The organism is Thermofilum adornatum (assembly GCF_000446015.1).
Taxonomy (GTDB): domain Archaea; phylum Thermoproteota; class Thermoprotei; order Thermofilales; family Thermofilaceae; genus Thermofilum; species Thermofilum adornatum.
Window position 1 is genome coordinate 1,701,348 of sequence record NC_022093.1, and the last position, 17,679, is coordinate 1,719,026.

Annotated in this window: 17 protein-coding genes; 7 read left to right on the forward strand and 10 right to left on the reverse strand. The window is 48.5% G+C overall.

The window, feature by feature from the left end:
- Nucleotides 1-73: 73 nt before the first annotated feature.
- The 4 genes from N186_RS09165 to N186_RS09180 are packed head-to-tail and all read right to left on the reverse strand — an operon-like array spanning nt 74 to nt 4,269.
- Nucleotides 74-745, reverse strand: coding sequence for a ribbon-helix-helix domain-containing protein (locus N186_RS09165; RefSeq protein ID WP_020963542.1), 672 nt, complete (start codon nt 743-745; stop codon nt 74-76).
- 41 nt (nt 746-786) lie between these two features.
- On the reverse strand, nt 787-2,250 hold the full coding sequence (locus N186_RS09170) for a hypothetical protein (protein ID WP_020963543.1): 1,464 nt from the start codon (nt 2,248-2,250) through the stop codon (nt 787-789).
- Between the two features lie 4 nt (nt 2,251-2,254).
- Entirely contained in the window at nt 2,255-3,316 is a 1,062-nt protein-coding gene (locus tag N186_RS09175; protein WP_020963544.1) for an N-acetyltransferase DgcN family protein, read from the reverse strand.
- Nucleotides 3,295-4,269, reverse strand: coding sequence for a pyridoxal-phosphate dependent enzyme (locus N186_RS09180; RefSeq protein ID WP_052885719.1), 975 nt, complete (start codon nt 4,267-4,269; stop codon nt 3,295-3,297). The genes N186_RS09175 and N186_RS09180 overlap by 22 nt, the downstream gene beginning before the upstream one ends.
- Before the next feature lie 236 nt (nt 4,270-4,505).
- Here N186_RS09180 and N186_RS09185 point away from each other — a divergent pair, with 236 nt between their 5' ends.
- Nucleotides 4,506-5,168, forward strand: a complete 663-nt coding sequence (locus N186_RS09185; protein ID WP_020963546.1) for a DUF554 domain-containing protein — start codon at nt 4,506-4,508, stop codon at nt 5,166-5,168.
- Between the two features lie 758 nt (nt 5,169-5,926).
- A complete protein-coding gene (locus N186_RS09195; protein ID WP_020963548.1) occupies nt 5,927-7,117 on the forward strand; it encodes an SPOR domain-containing protein in 1,191 nt (396 codons plus the stop codon).
- 37 nt (nt 7,118-7,154) lie between these two features.
- On the opposite strand, the gene N186_RS09200 is transcribed toward N186_RS09195, so the two are convergent.
- Both N186_RS09200 and N186_RS09205 read right to left on the reverse strand, forming a co-directional pair.
- Nucleotides 7,155-7,808: a hypothetical protein gene (locus N186_RS09200; protein WP_020963549.1), complete on the reverse strand. Its 654-nt coding sequence runs from the start codon at nt 7,806-7,808 to the stop codon at nt 7,155-7,157.
- 135 nt (nt 7,809-7,943) lie between these two features.
- Nucleotides 7,944-8,984, reverse strand: coding sequence for a zinc-binding alcohol dehydrogenase family protein (locus tag N186_RS09205; RefSeq protein ID WP_020963550.1), 1,041 nt, complete (start codon nt 8,982-8,984; stop codon nt 7,944-7,946).
- A 215-nt stretch (nt 8,985-9,199) separates the two neighbouring features.
- Between N186_RS09205 and N186_RS09210 the strand changes: the two genes are divergently transcribed.
- Entirely contained in the window at nt 9,200-9,859 is a 660-nt protein-coding gene (locus tag N186_RS09210; RefSeq protein WP_020963551.1) for a peroxiredoxin, read from the forward strand.
- Between the two features lie 17 nt (nt 9,860-9,876).
- Here N186_RS09210 and N186_RS09215 read toward each other — a convergent pair whose 3' ends face one another.
- From N186_RS09215 to N186_RS09220, 3 genes are read right to left on the reverse strand one after another with little or no spacing between them, the layout of a single operon-like run.
- On the reverse strand, nt 9,877-10,218 hold the full coding sequence (locus tag N186_RS09215) for a nucleotidyltransferase domain-containing protein (protein ID WP_187147078.1): 342 nt from the start codon (nt 10,216-10,218) through the stop codon (nt 9,877-9,879).
- Nucleotides 10,202-10,315, reverse strand: a complete 114-nt coding sequence (locus N186_RS09845; RefSeq protein WP_020963553.1) for a HEPN domain-containing protein — start codon at nt 10,313-10,315, stop codon at nt 10,202-10,204. The genes N186_RS09215 and N186_RS09845 overlap by 17 nt, the downstream gene beginning before the upstream one ends.
- Nucleotides 10,316-10,323: 8 nt before the next feature.
- Nucleotides 10,324-10,587: a HEPN domain-containing protein gene (locus tag N186_RS09220; RefSeq protein WP_020963554.1), complete on the reverse strand. Its 264-nt coding sequence runs from the start codon at nt 10,585-10,587 to the stop codon at nt 10,324-10,326.
- Nucleotides 10,588-10,744: 157 nt separating this feature from the next.
- Between N186_RS09220 and N186_RS09225 the strand changes: the two genes are divergently transcribed.
- Nucleotides 10,745-12,049, forward strand: coding sequence for a DNA double-strand break repair nuclease NurA (locus tag N186_RS09225; protein ID WP_020963555.1), 1,305 nt, complete (start codon nt 10,745-10,747; stop codon nt 12,047-12,049).
- On the opposite strand, the gene N186_RS09615 is transcribed toward N186_RS09225, so the two are convergent.
- On the reverse strand, nt 11,997-12,239 hold the full coding sequence (locus N186_RS09615) for a hypothetical protein (protein ID WP_148682204.1): 243 nt from the start codon (nt 12,237-12,239) through the stop codon (nt 11,997-11,999). The two genes, N186_RS09225 and N186_RS09615, sit on opposite strands and share 53 nt — an antisense overlap.
- A 154-nt stretch (nt 12,240-12,393) precedes the next feature.
- Between N186_RS09615 and N186_RS09230 the strand changes: the two genes are divergently transcribed.
- Genes N186_RS09230 through N186_RS09240 form a run of 3 tightly spaced genes read left to right on the forward strand, consistent with a single transcriptional unit; the run spans nt 12,394 to nt 17,675 of the window.
- Entirely contained in the window at nt 12,394-13,995 is a 1,602-nt protein-coding gene (locus tag N186_RS09230; RefSeq protein WP_020963557.1) for an ATP-binding protein, read from the forward strand.
- A 3-nt stretch (nt 13,996-13,998) separates the two neighbouring features.
- Complete coding sequence (locus tag N186_RS09235; protein ID WP_020963558.1) at nt 13,999-15,168, forward strand: metallophosphoesterase family protein; 1,170 nt, start codon at nt 13,999-14,001, stop codon at nt 15,166-15,168.
- Nucleotides 15,162-17,675, forward strand: a complete 2,514-nt coding sequence (locus N186_RS09240; protein ID WP_020963559.1) for an AAA family ATPase — start codon at nt 15,162-15,164, stop codon at nt 17,673-17,675. The genes N186_RS09235 and N186_RS09240 overlap by 7 nt, the downstream gene beginning before the upstream one ends.
- Nucleotides 17,676-17,679: the final 4 nt, after the last annotated feature.

Genomic DNA, 17,679 nt, shown 5'->3' on the forward strand with positions numbered 1-17,679 from the left:
CTTTCCAAAAGGTGCCTGTAAAAAAAGACTTTCTAGCTTACTAAACTGTTCCAGTTGCGCTAGGAAGAGACGCCTACTCTTCTTTGAACTGGCTCTCCACTTCTCTTCTGAGGGATTCCTGGAGCTCCTTGATTTTCCTCGCTTGGTCCAGTGCCCTTTGCACCCAGTCTTTGCTTGCCTCAATGCCCTTGGACACGAAGAATGCTACAGCCTCGCTTCTAGTCCTGAATATGCCCGCCTGGACGAGCTCGTCTATAATTTCGAGGTCTTTCCTGTTTATTCTCGCCGAGACAATGTTGGGGGTCTTGCCAATTGTTTTGAATGTTTCTTCTAGGCCTTTCGTGACGGAGTCTATTGCTTGACCTATAATCACGCCAATATTCTCTAGGCTCTTAGAAATCGTGCTGAGTGACTGCGATATTTGTGACTCGAACTGTGAGGGCTTCGAAAGCTTCTGCGAGATTTTCTCTAGGGAAGACTTTATCTCCCTGAATTTCTCCTCGAATATTTTTTCGAGCTCTCGCTGTGTAGCCTCGTCGCTTGTCTTGGCTTTCTCGCGGAACTTTTCGAATGACGCCTGAAAATCACTCATCATGCTTGTGGATTCCTGTTTCCAAAGATTGTATGCTTCCTGGGTTTTTCCCTCCGCAACCAGCCTATCTATACTAGCGAGCAAGTCGTTTAGCCTTGTTTCAATGTTTTTCAGCATTTGTTCTAGTTCGTTTTTTAGTTCTTCTCCTGACATGTATTTTCGTATAAATTATACACAAATACCTATATAAGTTTTTACGTTTCCTTTATCCTCTCTATCTCTTCTCTTGTCATCGGCACCCACTTGTCGCCTACTAGCTTCACATATCCCAGCGTATATTTCTCGTATAGGTCGAGAACCTTTCTCCTCAGCCACTTGTGCGGTATAAAGGTGGGCGTAGCATTGATGTTGTCGAAGTGTAGCATCTCGACGTGCCACACTGGCTCCGCTTTTCCCTGCTTCCACACGCCCCTCTGTGTAGCAAGGTATATCGAGTGCTGTATCAGTGATGGCTCTAGCCTTATTAGTCCCCTGGCTATTCTCTGCGGCAGGGTCTCTATGTGTTTGTCTTCGTATCTTAGGAGCCTAGGGTCTATTCCGACTGCTAGGAGCATTAGCTGTACCCCGTTGCACTTGAAACAGGTTCCGCATGGCTTTACTACGCCGTTCTCTATGTGTGTGGAGTGGCAACTAGTTATAAGTGGGATTAGGTCTGGATACCTGTCTTTGAATATTTTCAGCATGCTTATGGGCGTCAGTGGCCTCAGTGGGGACCACTGCTTTATGTCGAGCCCCTTGGCCTTGAAGTAGCCTGTCATGTAGTTGTCGAAGTCTAGGCTCTGGTCAAAGGTTGCATAGTAGTGCCTTATGCCCTTGTACTCGAATGTGAGGCCGGATGGGTCGTCGAACTCGTTGCCCATAACTATGTTGCCGACCCCATGTTTAAGCGCTATTGGTATAAATGAGAGGATATAGTTAGCGTACCAGAAGAGCCTTACGGGGTAGATTTCCCTGTTTTTCCTCCAGTAGTATGGGACAACTATCTTCATGTTTTTCTCGATAAAGGCAAAAAGCCTGTCAATGTTGCTCCAGACCTTCCTGGTGTTTGGGTCCCTCCTCGCCAGCTCCCTGTACGCTGTTAGGGCTGTCCACCAGTGTCTCCCAGACTCGTTGAGGAAGAATGAGTAAACATTGCAGCCCATTTCTCGGAGCAACCCATACGTGAAGAGACTTTCCTTTCCACCTGACGACATTACGCCGCAGCTCTTCTCGTCGAGCTGGACGGGGCCAATATCTTTGCTAGTTATTTTCTCGGCCGAGACGTGTGCCTTCGGCTCTGCGTCTTCCGGGGTTACGTCTTCTGGATTGGGAAGGTACTCTTCCCTTATGAGCCCAGTCCGGTTGACTATCCTATTTACAAATATGTCTCTTGCCGTTACACGTGACATGTCCTCGAAAAACTTCAAGTCTACCTGGTCGAGCTCGAGGTCAAGCTTTATCTCGTCGCTGAACAAGGTATAGTTTATGGCTGGGACAATGCCGGCAACATTGAAGAAGGCTGATAGGACCCTTTGGTCGATGTCTTCGGGATAAACGTTGACTAATTCATACTCTTTCCTGAGCCCGTCGAACTCCAGCGTGTATTTGACGCTAGTCCTTCTACCCTTTACCTCGGCTGGACCAACGATGATCCTGTCGAAGCACTTCAGATTTACCAATCCTCTACACCTTTAGCTCGGGGAAATCTCTCAGCATCAAGTCGACGATTCTGCCTACCCCTTCCAGTAGCGGGATGACCGTTGGTATGCCTGTCTCCTTCTCGATTCTCTCTTTTTCTCGGAGCGCCTCCTCTCTGCCGAGGCCCTCGGTGTTGATCGTTATTGCATATACCCTTCTATCCGTTATGAGCTCCACGAGCCTTAGGAACTTTTCCAGGGGAGGCATGGGGTACTCTGGGAAGCCGTCTAGATGCTTCCTTCCAGGGGCATGCTGGAGAACGACTACTTCAGGCTTCAGGAGGTTGAGGATCTCGTAGCTACCTGGAAAAACTGGATGCAAAGGCGACCCCTGGCCGGGCACAACGATTACCTTGGGTTTTTCCTCTACGTATGCCCTCAAGACAGTTTCCTCGAGAACCCCCGGGATAAAGTCGTTGATTACGCTGTCGAGAACAAACACGTATTTTGCACCCTGCATCCACGCGGTCTGGCCGGTCCCCACGAATACGGCCTTTACACTCCTCTTATTAAGCTCGTCTGTAATCATGTGGGCTACGGTCCTCTTGCCTATCGCTGAGTCAGTCCCGATAACTACGACCTTGAGGGCTTTGACTTCTCTTATCCTGCCAGTATAGAAGACACGTTTATTATAGTAGATCTTCCTGACATCAATTATTTCTGCGCCGTGCTCCCTTGCGAGCCGCATTAACTCTGGGTCATCGCTCAGAAACTCGTGGAGACCAGAAACTATGCTTAGACCCTTCTTCAGGGCCTCTTTCACTATGGCCCTATAGTTTTCTGGCAACTTTCCGCCGGCTGTAGCGACGCCTATTATTAGAAACCTTGTGTCTGGGTGCTCTCTTAAGGCTTCCCCTAGTGAAGAATAGATCTTTATCCCCCTAGGCTTGCCGTCCAGCACTTCTCCCGCGTCCCTTCCAGCCAGCGTGCTGTCAATAACTCCAACGATTTTGTATCGAAGGCTTTTCCTCACGAGGCCGTGCGCCGTCTTGCCGTCTGTCGAAGAATACAAACCCTCGGCCAGTACTACTGCTTTTCCCTCCTCCATCTCCCAGTAATCACCGCTACGACTGGCCCGTCGACCTGCTCCCGAGACAGGAAGTCCCTCACAGCCAGAAGGGAAGAAGACGACGCTGGGAGAGCGTTTACCCCCTCGACAGCCCTCAGCAACAGCGACATCTCGACCATCTCATCGTCCATGTAGGCGTAGGCGACGCCTTCAGAGTGGTATATAGCCATGAGTGCTTCCTTTGCGTTTAGGGACTGTATTGCGACCAGGGGCTCGTTGACAGGGGTCTCCCTTGCAAGGTACGTGTTCACTGGCAGTGGGTCTATGGAGCCCATTAGCCACGAGTATACAAGCTGGTTAACATGTATAGTGCTCGCCGCTATGATTCTAGGAATCCTCGTCGTGTCTCCCGCCTTGTACATCCTCCTAAAACCGTTATAGACGCCTACCAGCGTGGTTCCGTTGCCCACAGGTATAGCTATCGCCGCAGGCGCGTCGCCGAGCTGTTCAACTATCTCACGGGCTATCTCAGAGTAGGCGTCGAGGCTCGCGTGGTCATTTATGCTCCCAGGGTTAGCGTCGTACCATCCATTCGCCTTCGCGGCCTCGACACTCAGCGATACGGCTGTCTCGTATGGGCCCTCAACAAGGACTACCTTTGCTCCGTATCTCTTCATCTCGGAGACCCTGCTGTGCTTGTACCCTTTGGGTACATAGATAACAGCCTTGACGCCGGCCCTCCGTGCATAGTACGCTATGGCTGCACCATAGTTCCCACAAGTGCCAACAGTAATCGTGTCATAGCCGTTTACCAAGACCTCCCTCACGTGTGAAATGGCCGCTCTATCCTTATGTGTGCCTGTCGGGTTTGCACCCTCATATTTTAGGTAAACTGGGGCACCATCAAAGCCCAACAATTTCTTGATAGAAGTCAGCCGAATAAGCGGCGTCGCTACCAGTAACAGTTTACTACTCGATGAGTCCTCCTCCACCTTCACCTTTCACCGTCACTATTACGCTTCTTGTACTCTGGGTTAAATCTTAGTCATCTTTCATTGGTTTAATAACTAATACAATCATTGGAAAAAAGGGTGAAGTAAACGTCGAACGGTATAAATCCAAGTAACAGGATTGCATGTTTTAACTTTCGCCCTATATACTTCAACTGAAAAACATGCAACACAGAGTAGCAAACACTTAAAAACAATGCATGAATAGATTGGTAAATATGATTGGAACCATAACCAACACAATAACGGTTATCCTCGGCTCGCTCGCCGGGCTCCTCCTCAGAAGAAACATATCCCCAGAAAAGACAACCTTCATAACAGACGCCCTCGGCCTATTCACGGTCGCAATAGGCATACAGATGTCCCTCCAGACAAAAAACCCAATAATACTCGTAGCCTCCCTACTGGTCGGAACCTTCATTGGAGAAATAGCAGGCATAGAGCACAAGCTCGAAAGGCTCTCAGAAAAAATCTCGAGGTCCAGCTCCCAGAGCATAGTCGACGGAATGCTCACAGCCTTCCTAACATTCTGCGTCGGGCCAATGACTATAGTAGGCTCAATAAAGGACGGCCTCGGTGACCCAAGCATCCTACTCGCAAAGTCAGTAATGGACGGGGTAGCCTCGATAGCCTTCGCGGCAAGCCTAGGCATAGGAGTCCTACTAAGCTCAGTGCTCGTCCTAGCCTTCCAGGGATCCCTAGCAGTATTCGGCGCACTCACAGGCACAATGCTACCGCAAAAAGCAATAGCAGAACTTACAGCGTCTGGAGGAGTCCTCCTAATAGGCGTAGGCATCAACCTCCTAAAACTCAAAAAGATACGCGTAGCCAACATGCTCCCCACACTACTCTTCTCCCCCCTACTAGCACTATACTTCTAGCTCCAAACATCCGAAAACAAATTCTAAATTTTTGAGCAAGACATGAACTATTTCCCCGAAACATACGACACGTTTTTAGGAAAAATTTCAGAACCTATAGTCTTTTTCTGCAAAAATTTCATAAAAAGGGCAGAAGAACATATAAACACCAAGAAACTTAGAAAGCCCAGGGGCTCTAGAGGGGCAACCTCACCCGGGGTAGCGGATGAACGTGTGCGCCCCTCTAGCCCCCTAAAAAGCTACATTCTAGCCTTAAACTTTTCCATGAACAAGCCCTTAAAACCTTCCTCGAAAACTAAAAAATGTATAAGTTTAGCGCGCGCTCTAGGACACCTGCCCTTATGTCCTCTCTTGATTTCCTCCCTTTTACTGAGCTTGCCCCTTTTTGCTTGGCCTGGCGAATAAGCGGATGACCATAGTGGTCCTCTTCTTCTTGGACATGCCTGCACCCATGCAGTATGTGCAACGCCTACTAAAGAGTTTCACAATACTGTAAGTATTAGCAGGTATGGGGGGTTAGCACTAGGAAAAGGACAAAGGGAGGAGTATTCCCGCAATAAAGCGTCTTTAGACATAAGCTGGGGGGCGCATCAAGCCTCCTAATAGGTGGTAGGCCTGCCGGAATTCTAAGGCGCGCTATCCGTTTATCAGTTGTCTTGCTTGGTTGACCCATTCTCCTGGATCTTAGTTTTTTAAGTTTTACTTTCGCCTATATAATTGAAAAAACTTTTTCTGGCTGTGCCGAATTATGATGGTCGATGAAGGACAAGAGCCTGGGCTTAAGGGCAGTGATAATCTTCATTATTGCCCTGGCTCTGGCGCAGTCCTTAACCATATACGCAGTGCCTTGGAACTACAGGCGTAACTTTGTTCTAAGCGATGACACTCAGCCAGATTCGCCAAGTAAACCACTACTACAACCTGTTCCACCTCCAATAATAAATCCAATAACTCCTACTATTCCAACTGGTCCATCTACCCCAGTCGGTCCCCAGACGCCCACAGGTCCAAGCTCCCCCACTTCTCCAAAGCCAACTTCACCACCAGGGCAAAAGCCGGCCCAGCCAGGAAACCAGCCTTCCCAGCTCCCAAAGCCAACCCAGCCAGGACAACAGCCCTCCCAACTTCCAACCCCCACCAATCCATCAACATTACCACCCTCACCAGTAAACCCAGTCCCCAGAGAGGCGACCGTTGAGGGCGTGAAATACATAATCAGGCTCAGTAGCGATAACGCAGAGATCTTGAAAGATGTGCTTGCAGGGAAGGGCATTAAAGTTGAGGAACTAAAGCCTGAAGAGAAGAGGATAAAAATTGATAATCCCGATGAGGAAGTGGAGAAAGTGGCGCGGAGGCTACAAGAGACTGGGCTCTACGACAAGCTCGATAGAGTCCTTCGGGAATTATACTACACCACACTCGAAAAAGTCCTCAAAACAGCCAAGTGGGGTATACGTGAGCATGATGGGCGCATAGGTTCGGCCAGAGCCGAGCTTAAAGCTGCTTATGACTTAGCGAATGATTTCCCGCGTGCTGTCAAGCAGATGATACAAGACGGCATCCTCCAAAAGCAGGGCAAGGCTGTAGTCAGATGGTTCATAAACACTGGAGCCAGAAACTTTATAAGTGAGACCGCTCGGGCAAAGTTTGATGTTGCTCGCGATTTGATTATTGAGCTTGCAAGACTCCTCGGTGTCTCTGTGGAGGAGACAACCGAAGATGAGGTTCTAACGGGGTTGATAGCGATAATACCCAAAGATATGTTGTCCAAGTTGCCCAGAGATAGAAGCACCACTATAAGCGTTGAGGGGCTTACCTTAGAGATTACACCAGTTGCAAAGTTCAAGACCGTGGGAAAGCCAGTGGCTTGCCTCAACTTCGGCGAGAAGGTCTACTGCTTCGACCAGAATGGTAATGAGGTAAACCCAGCCAGCGTGGTAGTCAGGTAAACATAAAAAATTATTTTTTTTCTATTTTAAGCTAGGTTTAGTCCCACCAGAACCTTATGTACACTTTTCCCTTTGCCAATATCGCCTCGAACTCTTCGCGGGTTAGGCTATACTCCTTCCCTTTCACTGAGAATACGTCGGTGTACATTATATCGCGCCAAGGCTTGACAAACATAAGGCTTTCTTTCCCATCTTCCTCCTCTTTCTTAGGCACTTCAAAATCTTCATATATTTCTTTCAGTAGAGGAGCTAAGATTTTGTCCTCAAGTATTAAGGGGGAGACGAATGTCCTTCTTCCTTCTACGTCCAGCTCGACAGCTAGGGAAACCTCATCGGGATGCAAGTCTCGTTTTTTGAGCTCCTTGTAGACGGCTATCGCAAACTCCACTTTGTCCCAGGGGATGAGCATGTCCTCTACAGTCACGCCAACGCCCATAAGTACCTCAATGAGGAAGAGGATGCTCGGCTCCCTCTTTGCAAGCTCGGCGAAGTCCTTGATGGGCGGGATGTTGTTGACCACCACCTCCAGCTCCTCCTTTGGGAGGAGCCTCGCCACCTCTATTAGTTGCTGGGAGGTTATCACGCCCTTGTAGGTGCCCCCGTCCCCATGTATGTCCACGAGCTGGCCCCTAAGCGTCTCTAACACTTTCTCCGTGAAGTGCACAGAATGCGAGGATGCCGTGACAGTCATTCACCCCAACACAGTATCTCATTTAGGATAAAAAAAATCTTTCTGTAAGGGAAGTGTGAAAGTATTTTCCCATTATTTTAGACTGTCGGGCCACAAAGCGTAAAGGCTCCGCTGGCGCGCGACCGGGTATAAGTGCTATTTTATTTTGAGGACTGGTGCCCCTATTGTTTTTGCGGCTTTTAGGTCTCTTAGTGCCTTGTTTACTTTTTCTAGCCTGTATTCTTGGACGTGTGTGTCGACCCCGTGGGTGGTATAGAAGTTTATGAAGCTCTTCACGTCTTCCCTTGTTACGTTTGCGACGCTTTTTATCTCTTTTTCTTGCCATAGGTGTGTCGCGTAGTCTAGGACGACTGGTGTCTGCTTCCTTATTGCGTTTATTACGAGCCTGCCTCCCCTGTCTATGAGCTCCATGGCCCTTGGGATTGTTTCGCCGACGGGCGTGAAGTCTAGTGCGAAGTTCAGCTTTTTCGGCGGGTCCTCGCTTGGAGGCCCTGCCCAGTCGGCGCCGAGCCTCTTGGCGAGGTCTCTGTGGTGCTCGCTCCTGGTGAACACGTAGATTTCTGTGGATGGGTGGAGCTTCCTGATGACCTGTATAGCTATGTGTGCCGAGGAGCCGAAGCCGAAGAGCCCTACGCGTGCCCCGTCATGCATGCCTAGGAGCCTATATGCCCTGAAGCCAACGGAGCCTGCACACATGAGTGGGGCTAGCCTTACAGCCTCTACGTTTCGGGGCAACGTGTATACGTAGTCTGCGTAGGCAACGGTATACTCCGCGTACCCGCCGTCGAGGTCGCAGCCGGTAGCCTTGAAGCTTTGGCAGAGGTTCTCGAGGCCCTTCCTACAATACTCACAGGTTCCACACGTGTGGCCTATCCATGCTACACCAACCCTTTCCCCTACGAGCCCGTCAACGCCGGCCGATTCTACTACCTTGCCTACGATCTGGTGGCCAGGTATGAGTGGGAGCTTGCACCTTATCCTGCCCTCTATGATGTCTATGTCTGTATAGCAGACGCCGCAGGCCTCGATCTCTATAAGGACTTGACCCTTTTTGGGGGCAGGCATAGGAACCTCTGTGACCTCAACTGGATCCTCCTTTAGGGGCAACGATGGGTACCGCCTAGCTGAGCCCTCTACAAATATCTCGGCGTTTTCATGGACAATGCCAGCCTTCATTATGGATGCCTCTTTAAGATATGCTTGTAACCATAAAAAAGTAGTGCATTTTACAGAACTATGAATAATGTCTTAATCACCTTTACCAATTCTTTTTTTGAGATGTACTTGAATCTTTGGGAGCTAGCTGTAGAATTTTTGAGTATCTAAACTAATGATTAGATTTCCAAACCATAAGTTTAAATATTTCTACATTTTTATTTGTTTGACCAACTATGAGCGAAATTAGAATGCCATTGTTGGGTGAAAAAGCGCCAGAATTCACAGCTAAGACGACTCACGGCGTTATCCACTTCCCAGACGACTTTAAAGGGAAATGGGTTGTACTATTTAGCCATCCAGCTGACTTCACGCCTGTATGCACGACTGAGTTTGTGGCTTTCCAGAAAAGGTTCGAGGAATTCGAGAAGCTCAACGTCCAGCTGGTAGGTCTAAGCATTGACCAGGTCTTCAGCCACATTAAGTGGGTTGAATGGATAAGGGAGAAGCTTGGAGTTGAGATAAAGTTCCCAATCATTGCGGACGACACCGGGGAGATAGCTAAAAAATATGGAATGATTCACCCTGGAAAGGGCACCAACACTGTTAGGGCCGTCTTCGTTATCGACCCCAACGGGATAGTGAGGGCTGTACTGTACTACCCGCAGGAGATTGGAAGGAACATGGACGAGATCCTGAGGCTTGTCAAGGCGTTGCAGACCTCTGACAAGTATGGCGTGGCTCTGCCTGCTAACTGGCCGAACAACGAGCTGATTGACGGCAAGGCAATTATTCCGCCTGCAAGCGACGAGAAGACTGCGAAGGAGCGCCTAGAGAAGGCAAAGAAGAAGGAGATCGAGTGCTTTGACTGGTGGTTCTGCTACAAGTCCATCTAAAAATATTTTTTCTTTTTCTATCCTATTTTTGTTAACTCTTTTATTCTCGAGTAGAAACTCATCTCCTCGCTGTTGGCTAGATGTATTTCGAATGGGTGAAAGGGAGGTAGACCAGCTAGCTCCTCTATTTTCAGCTTTAGCTCTGCTCTCTCGATGTTGCTTTTTGGGATCATGTCTGACCTTATGAGTAGGTCTACGTCGCTCCCGCCAACTGCTTCGCCCCTTACGACGCTACCGAACACGTAGACCTCTGCGTCTGGGAGGACTCTTTTTGCGGCCTCTGCTATTTTTTCTGTGTATGGTCTCCAGTTTTTGAGTATTTTTGCTCTCTCGATTAGTGCCTCAATGTAGTTCTCGATACTTCAACACCTCGTGTGCTAGTTTTATGGCTTCTTGTGCTTCTTCTTTGCTGTATTCTCTTGGGAGATACCTTGTAGCTATGTAAGCATCTTCCAAGAATGCTACTAGACGCTTGTTGTTCTGGTAGACATCATATAGGTTTCTGAGCTCCTCAATTTTTGGAGTAGCTGGAATAGATATGTTAAGGAGTGGGTTCTAGGGTAGTCTCCTAGTTCTTCTAAGAGGATAGATTTTAGATGGAGTTGTATGGCTTGTTCATGGAGGTAAACGGTGAGGTCGTATTCTCCGTCTTGGTAAGCTGTTTCAGCGGTTTTCCGGAAGGCTTTTGCCCTTTTTCTAAGAATTTTTACTTCGTCTATGTGTGGCAAGGCTCGTCCCTCAAATCCTAGTCAATATACAGTAACATAGTTATTTAATTATTCTTGGCCAAAGTCGTATCTAGGTCTAAGGTTGATGCATTAGACGAATTAACTTTCATTGTTGTTTCTTGGCAATATTTATTTCCGCGTGGATGTTAAAATATCTGTGCCAAGATTTGCTGATTTGCTTGTAGAGGAGGTCAGGAGGAAGAGGGAAGAACTTGCACGTGTGATTGGTGGGGAAGGCGACCTCAGGAACTATTACGGCGAGCTTCTTAGGAGGGTCTGGTTGAGCGACTTGTCTCAGGACAAGGTTGACGGACGGGTTTATGGGGTTGATAGTAGCTGTGACGATATAGATGTTGTTGGGGGCGGCTCTATTCTTATTTCTAGGGCAATCGCTCTGAGTGTGGGTGGCAACGAGGTTAGGAAGCTGAGACTGGACGCGTTTTTCCCCAGGGATATCCGGGACCAAGAGGAGCTGAAAAGGCTCATGCGGGAGCACCTCGAGCACCTTGCTGGGCTGGAGGCTGTCGAGAGAGGGGCGGAGACCGTGCTTATTGATGGCTCTCTCTATGCGAGGATGACGCATGTACTGCGCGAGATAAATATTGATGGCTACGAGGACTTCATGTTTGAGTATATCGAGACTTATGCGGGTTTTTTAAGGGAGGCTTTAAAGAGGAATGTAGCGGTAGTTGGTGTAAGTAAGGATTCGAGGTCCACAGTGCTCAAGGAGGAGCTCTTGATGCTTAAGCTCCGAGAATTAGTGGCAAGCCTTGAGCCTTCTGTTCGGGAGACTGTTCTCGGCCTGTTCGGGGAGATCAAGCGGCGTCCCCGCGAAGCGCTGGAGGGCTTGAGGCACTTGCTGAAGTCTGGGGTCTCGATGGAAGTATACGAGTTGTTTAGGAACGCTACCAGTGGGGCTCCAGACAGCAAGATTATTTTTTCTGCTGGTCTTGGCAGAGGGCTGAGCCTGCCTTTGCAGTTGAGCATCGAGAAGGTTTCCGCTAGGGTCTTTGAGCTCGTTCTCTCTGATTCCCACGAGAAGCTCCTAGGCCTCTTGGAGAGGGTTTTCCCTGCAACCAGGGACAAGTTGGGAGATTCTTTTCAAGAGAAGGCTTCGAGGATGATAGAGGCGTTAAAGAGTTACCCGCCTATAGCTGTTACATATGTTGTTCTAGAGCAGGGAGACGACCCTATCAGAGTCGATGTTGCACTAAAGGGAAAGTATCCCACGCGTGGCGAGTCTCATTTCCTAGAGGCTATCCCAGAGGAGATGCTGAAAGGCCTGAAGAGCATAGCTGGCCTCTATGCTGGTCCAAGAAGCTACAATGTACTGTTGCTCGAGGCAGACAAGAGGGTTAGGACTACACATGACACGATGGAGATGTACCACAGGCTGATTATGCAGGAGCTTAAAACACTGGTGATGCATTCACGTAGCGATAGAAGATTCTTCTATCCCTAACCAAAATGGCATCGACTTTCCAGTAAGTATTCATGCTCGGAGTAGTTCTTCTAGCTGTCAAGTATAGTTTGTTTCTTAACGGCTCTCTGTCTTCCCTTACATGTTTCACAATTCTTTCGATACTTATAGCCTCCAAAACGTCACGTAGTTTTTCTAGCCCTTTCTTCTTTGTTTCCATTTTAGATTTCATAGAACAAGCTCGCCTTTTTTGGATACTTTCGGTTTTATCTTGGTGGAAGCTTAATAAGGACTATAATGTGGGGTAATATTGTGGAAAAAGAGGCTACCAAGAGAATGGGTTATCCTTTAAGAGATAAGGTGGATTTTTCCCGAGGGAACCAGGCATGGCTGAGTTAAAGCAGGTTGGGAGGATTGTCGAGGAGTCTACGCCTGAGACTTTCATATTTGTAACGAGCAAGGATGTGTATCCAGCGAAGTACGAGTATGTCCTTGTCAAGTCCCGGGAGCTCGTTAATGGGGAGGAGAGGGAAGTAGACGTATTGTGCCAGGTTGTTGGTGTAGTTAGTAGGAGCACCGCATATACTAGCAAGCTGGACTTCGAAAGCCTGGAGAGGATTTACCAGGCAGGGATAGACGACTCTAACCTTCTATGTGTTGCCAGGAGCCTTGGGTTTATCGCGGAGGAAAATGGGAGGAAAACGGTTCTCGTGCCTAGACGGGCGTTTTTCCCGGGGAACCCAGTCTATCTCGCGCCAGACGGGTTTGTGAGGGAGTTTTTCTCTTATCCGTCGGAAGAGGGGATACACATTGGAAGCCTTGTAAGTAGGACAAGTGTAGACGTGTATCTCTCAGTGAACGGGTTCAGGAGACACGTAGCCGTCATAGCCCAGACTGGAGCTGGCAAGTCATATACGGTGGGAGTTATTCTTGAGGAACTGCTGAGGCTCGGGGCGACTGCCGTCGTGATTGACCCGCATGCTGACTATGTTTTCCTTAGCAGGGACAGGGAGATGAGGAGGCACGAGGCTTCAGACAGGGTTCTGGTTTTTAGGAATCCTAACAGTACTGGTAGATATGACCCCAGCCAGCTAGACAACGTCCACGAGCTCACGGTGAAGTTTGCAGACCTAGAGCCCGAAGATATTGCAAGGATCGCCGGGATACCTGAGAAGTGGAGCAACATTAGGAGCGTCATTAGGAGCGCTGTTGGGGAGCTGAGAAAAACCTCTAATAGCTATACATTGGACGATTTATTAGAAGAGCTACAGAGACTCATGAAGACCGAAAAGGCCAAGAAAGCAGCAAGCGCTGAGGCTGCCTATAGCCGACTAGTTAGGCTAAAAAAGTTCAAGGTGTTTGGGAGCGTTACGACGTCTGTCAGGGACGAGATCCTGAAGCCGGGGCACATAAGCGTTATAGACCTCTCGGGCCTCAACGACGCTAGCCAGGACTACATAGTGAGCTGGGTCCTAGAAGAAATATACCGCCTCAGGTATTCGGGCGAATTCAGGTACCCAGTCTTCATAGTAGTAGAGGAGGCACACAGGTTTATTCCAAACAAGTCCCTTAACCGTTCAACCATGTCTTCGGACGTCATCAGGATGATTGCCGCCGAGGGCAGAAAGTTCGGGGTATTCTTGATACTGGTCACCCAGAGGCCCAGCAAGATAGACGCGGACGCCCTGAGCCAGTGCAACAGCCAGATAATACTGAGGATAACAAACCCAGCGGACCAGAAGGCTGTCGCAGAGGCAAGCGAGAGGCTTGGGGCAGAGCTCATGAAGGACCTGCCCGGGCTCAATGTTGGAGAGGCTGTTATTGTGGGTGAGCTTACACGTGTTCCCGTAATTGTCAAGGTTAGGCATAGGCGAACCAGGGAGGGCGGCGCAGACATAGACCTCGTAGAGGAGCTGAGGAAGGCTAGGAGCGAGATAGGGTTAAAGATTAGTAGGGGTAGGAGTGAAGACCTGTTCTCAGAGGTCTAGGACATGATTAGGGTCGTCCACACGGCTGACAATCACTTGGACCCAAAGTTCAGCTTCCTCGGCGCTAAGAGGTTTGAGCGTAGACAGGACTTCTTCAACTCTTTCCGCAGAGTTGTAGAGTTTGCCCTAGAGAGAAAGGCCCACATTGTTCTGGTTTCGGGAGACCTCTTCGACTCTGTCAATCCGAGAAACCCGATAAGGACGCAGGTCATAAGGCTATTCAGGAGGCTGTCCAGCGAGGGCATCAGGGTCTTCATGATTGCTGGCAACCATGACATGCCGAGGAGCCTGGAGGAGGGAATGTCTCCACTACAGGAAATAGAGGCCGCCGGCTATGCGAGGTTCTTCTCGAAGACCAGCGAGGTCGAGGTCGAGCACCTCTACATTGAGGGTTTAGACGTAGCTATAACAGGCCTGAGCTATGACCACACTGTTGGGCTAGACGAGAACCCGCTGAAAAAGAACAATGTAAAGCTTCCAGATGAGGGCGACGTCGCGATAGCCATGCTTCACTACAACTTTAGCGGGATAAGTGTACCGCCGAGCTGGAGGGCCCCCAAGGTTTCATGGGAAGACATCCCAGAAAACTACCGCTACGTTGCTCTTGGACACGTGCATACAAGCATGACCCTTCCACTCAGGGGAAAGACCCTTGTAGCTTATCCTGGAAGCACAGAGAGGAGAAGCTTCCAAGAAGAGGGAGACGAGGCAAAGGGCTTCCTATATGTAGAGCTAGGCCATGACTCTCTGCCAAGGGCAGAGTTTGTCCCAGTGCCAACGAGGCCAATGAAGACTGTAAAGGTAACGCTGAGCGAAGAAACGGAGGACCCGTTGAGAGAAATCGTGTCCAGGCTACCGGCACCCAACAAAGACCTTTTGCTTCGACTCGTCGTTGACGGAACGCTTCCCTTAAACAAGGTGTCTAGGTACAACAGGGCGGCACTGCTTAGAGAACTCGAGGAAAGGTTCTTCGCCGCCACAATTGATGATATTGACCTCAAGTGCACCATGCAGAAAATAGTCAGCATGGGCAACGAGGTGAAGAGCCCGATAGAGGCCTTTGAGGAAGCAGTAAGGGAGCTACTTTCTAAGGCGGAGGGCGAAGAAAGGGAAGTCTTCAACTTGGCGCTTGAAATTGGTAGAAAGGTTCTAGAGGAGAGCGGGGCATGGTGACAATAATAAGTTTAAAGGCAAACAATTTCCGTAGACTGAACTTCAAGGATCCCCTCTACTTCCCAAAAGGCCTAACCATAATTAGGGGCAGAAACGAGGCCGGAAAATCAACAATACTTGAGGCTATCCTCTTTGGGATCTACGGCGACTTCAACATCCTTAGGGAGATCCGCGGAGACCGCCAAGCCAAGCTACTCGACGTGGTAAACCATGCCTCGAACCGTGCAAAAGTAGAAGTAACATTCGAGGTCGAGGGTAGAAAGTTTAGGGTTGAGAGGATTATAGAGAAAGTGGGAGAAAACGCTAGGCAAGTTGACGCAAAACTCTTCGACGTAACAAGCGGCAACGAAAGGCTATTGGCGTCGGGAACGCAGAAAGTCAACGAAGAGATAGTCAAGCTCATCCGTGTAGATTGGAGGGAAATGATTGCCTCCAACGTTATAGCCCAGAAGGACCTCGAGAGGCTTATACGTCTAGGGAAAACCGACAGAGAAAAAATCATAAACATGTTCATGGGGCTTGAAAGCTACAACAAGGCGATCGAGACACTTCAAGAAGAAAAAAGAACAAAAAAAGCTGAACTCGAGAAAAAAGAGACAGAAAAGAAGGCTCTAGAAGATTATTTAAGGACACTGATGAGCCTAGAAGAGGAACTGAAAAAGCATAGGGAAGAGCTCCAAGCTATTGAGCAGATTTTACCCAGCCTTGAAGAAGAAGAGAAGAGGCTAAGCGAGACGGTAAAATATCTCGAAGACCTATACAAAAAGCTTCGTGAAAGGAAAAGTCTGCTCGAGAAGAAAAAATACCTAGAAGAGAACCTGAAAAGAAATGAAGAAGAACTCTCGGAGACAAGGAAGAAAATTGAATTAGCAAAGCAGGGGCTTGCAGAAGCAGAAGAAAAGCTTAAGCAGCTCCAGCAAGAAAAAGAAGTGCTCGAAAAAGAACTTACCCAGACAGAAAAAGAGTATGAAAATGGGCAGAGCCTACTAGCCAAGATAAGCGAATTGTGGAATACTCTTGAAGAGTCGAAAAGGGAACTAGAGAACCTTGAAGATGAGATCTCGATTATTTCCGAGAAGCTTAAAACGATCGAAAAAGTAAACACAGAAATAGTTCAAATAAGCGAAGAGCTGAAGAACACCGAGGAAAAAATACGAAAAGTAAGGATACCACCCTTATACATTTATGCCTCAATCGGGATAGCTCTTCTGGGACTCTTCTTATCTATATTCAGTTTGCCAGCCGGCCTGGCCATACTTTTTTCAAGCTTGGTACCTCTATTCGTTGGCCAACAAAACAAGCAAAAGGCTTTACTATACCTGCAGGACAAAAAATCAAAGCTTCTGAGCCAGAGAAGCGCCATGGAAGGTGAACTCAGGCTTTTAGAAAGAGAAAGAGAAGAATACGAGAAACTACTAAAGAGAAAGGCTGAATTAGAGGAAAAGCAGAAACAGATCCTCGGCCAGCTCAAAAGCGTGGCTAAACTTGAAGACGCAGTGGGCCTCGAACAATATGTTGCTAGGCTACAGGAAGAGGTAGAAAAGCTCCAGGAAAAAACCGAAGAAGTGAGAAAACACTATCAACAAATATTGTCTGAGACATCAAAAACAGACCAAAACATACATAATCTCAAGAAAACTCTAGAAGACCTTTCTATAAACGAAAACGCTAGGAACAAAGACATAGCAAACATACGCGAACAACTCAAAGCAGTCGAAGAACAATATGCATCTATTCACGTCCCGCAACCACCATTCGAGATAGAGGGTCTCTTGATGCCCGTAAGCGAGAACGATGTCGAAGACGTGGAAGCACTCTTGCATGTCTACCATCGAGAATACGAATCTAAGACACGTGAAGTTGCAAGCAAAAAAGCCGAGAAAAACAGGCTTGAACAATATATTAGACAAGCAGAGGAACAGCTGAAAGAGCTTCCAAAAATAAAGGAAGACCTAGACAGGCTCGAAAAAGATGTCAAAAACCTTAAGATAGAGGTCGAGGCCCGTGAAAAAGCCATACAAGTTTTGAGGGACATATCCTCGAAGAGGAGGAGCATGTTTGCGCCAAGCGTAGAGCAAAACATGAACTGGATCGTTTCATACGTGACTGGAGGAAGATACAAGGCAGTAAAGATAAACCCAGACAACTACGACATAGAGGTCTACGACGCGGAGGCAGGCAGGTGGATGCGCCGCGACATATACAGCGGCGGCACCAATGACCAGATGCTTCTCGCAATGAGAATCGCATTTACGCTGGCTCTTCTACCCTCAGCGAAGGGAACCTACCCCCGGTTCTTGTTCCTAGACGAGCCGCTCGGCTCCTCTGACCAGGAGAGACGCCAACAAATAGTTAAACTCCTCGCCAACGAGCTGACCCGTGTATTCGACCAAGTCTTCCTAATTACACACGTCGAGATAGAGGAGCCTCCAAACTCCACTTTGATCGAGCTTGTAGACGGCAAAGTGGCAGAAACAAGAAGGATAACCTCACAAGAAGAAGGCTAGCCCT